This is a genomic window from Rhizobium sp. SEMIA 4085, assembly GCF_013004495.1.
GTDB classification, from domain to species: domain Bacteria; phylum Pseudomonadota; class Alphaproteobacteria; order Rhizobiales; family Rhizobiaceae; genus Rhizobium; species Rhizobium gallicum.
Map to the genome: position 1 here is coordinate 1 of NZ_JABEPH010000640.1, position 1,660 is coordinate 1,660.

The 1,660-nt window shown below is 63.1% G+C and carries 1 protein-coding gene and 2 pseudogenes; 1 reads left to right on the forward strand and 2 read right to left on the reverse strand.

Annotated features, from left to right (window positions below):
* Both C9413_RS31910 and C9413_RS32945 read right to left on the reverse strand, forming a co-directional pair.
* The coding region (locus C9413_RS31910; protein WP_170251525.1) for a zinc-dependent alcohol dehydrogenase family protein at positions 1 to 1,015 on the reverse strand (1,015 nt) is incomplete at its 3' end.
* Positions 1,016 to 1,087: 72 nt separating this feature from the next.
* Positions 1,088 to 1,326 (reverse strand): annotated as a pseudogene (locus C9413_RS32945) (LytTR family DNA-binding domain-containing protein); the annotation flags it as partial.
* A 234-nt stretch (positions 1,327 to 1,560) separates the two neighbouring features.
* Between C9413_RS32945 and C9413_RS31920 the strand changes: the two are divergent.
* Positions 1,561 to 1,660: pseudogene (locus C9413_RS31920) on the forward strand (flagellar biosynthesis protein FlgM); the annotation flags it as partial.

Below are 1,660 nucleotides of genomic sequence, written 5' to 3' on the forward strand. Positions count from 1 at the left end.
GTACTACAATGACGCGTATCTCGCCGTTGCGTGCCGGATTGGCGATCGCTTCCGGCGCGTCATCAAGCCCGATCCGGCGGGAGATGAGAGGCTCGACCTTGATGACGCCCGAGGCGATCAAGTCCGCAGCCCGGCCGTGAGTGAAGGGGTTCAAAAACGAGTTCACCAGCTTGATCTCGCGAAACAGCAGATCGAAGGGCTGCATGGAAATCCTGGCGCCTTGCGGCATGACACCGAGGATCACGACGGTGCCGCCGCGGCGGGCGAGGAGAGGAGCCTGTTCCATGGTCTCCGCAACGCCGGCGCATTCGATCACCACATCGGCACCGCCCGGCAGAAGGCCCTGGTCAGCCGTCACCAGATCGGCGACGTCGCCTGCTGAGGGGTCGGACGTAGCCGTCGCGCCAAGGTCTTCGGCAAGCCGCCGTTTATCGGCGTTGCGCGTCACCAGCACGACGCGTGTTGCGCCGGCGAGCCGCACAAGCTGCACGACCAGCAGTCCGATCACGCCACCGCCAAGCACGGCCACGGATGCGCCGGCCCTGATCTTTGCCAGATCGACGCCGTGCAGACAGCAGGCAAGGGGTTCACAAAAGGCGCCATGCAGCGGTGCCAGCGACTGAGGCAGTTCGAACGCCTGTTGCTCCGGCATGCAGACATATTCGGCAAAACCGCCATCCCGATGAATGCCGATCGCCTGCAGGTTCCGGCAGAGATTGACACGTCCGCGCTGGCACTCCGGGCAGCGCCCGCAGGCGATGTTCGGGTCGCCGGTCACCCGCATGCCGGGGCGAAAGGCGGTCACGCCTTGCCCAACGGCTTCGATGATGCCGACGAACTCGTGCCCGAGTGTCACCGGCGTCTTCGACGGAAATTCGCCCAGGAAGAGATGGCGGTCGGTGCCGCAGATGCCGCAGGCTTCGACCTTCACCAGCATTTCGCCATGGCCTGGCACCGGCTTTTCCATTCGGCTCACGGCAAGCCGCCCCCTCGCTTCCAGGCGTACAGCTTTCATCATGTCCTCCCGCATCCTCTCCTTCAGTGAGGGCAAAAGCGGGAGTCACGTCAAGCATTTGATGCATTTTCTTCAACCGACGCGACGTCGCACCTCAGCCGCATAGCCACGGCTGGCCGGAATTTCGAAGGCCTCGCGCGTCAGGATAAGGAGCTTTCCGTTGTCCCGCTTCAAGCGCTCGACATAGGCATCGGCGGTCCCGTGCGAGCGATGAACCTGCAGCCCGGCTGTGGCGCCCGTCTCCTTCAGCGCATCGGTAAAACGCAAGGAACACGAGTTCGCGGCCGAGGCGTTACGACTGCGGTGTAGTATCTTGCACCGGTCTGTTCACTCTGGTTCCGGGGCGGTTCATGAATGAAATGATCTTCAGCGGGAACGATACGGCTTCCGCCATGGTGGGCATTGTGCTCGCGACGATCGGTGCCATTCTTGCGCTTTGTCTGCGTCTAAAGCCCTTTGCCTGAAACCTGCTGGCCTTCACGCCCTCGCCGGATATATAATTGCCTTAGAGCGCATTGCCTGCGCATCGCCAGGGGAGAGTTCAGATGGAATGGAAGGTGCGCCGCCAGTCGGGCAATGTCGAGGATCGCCGCGGTGACGCGACAGGGGGCGGGTTTGGCCGGAATCCGTTCGGCCGCAGCGGGG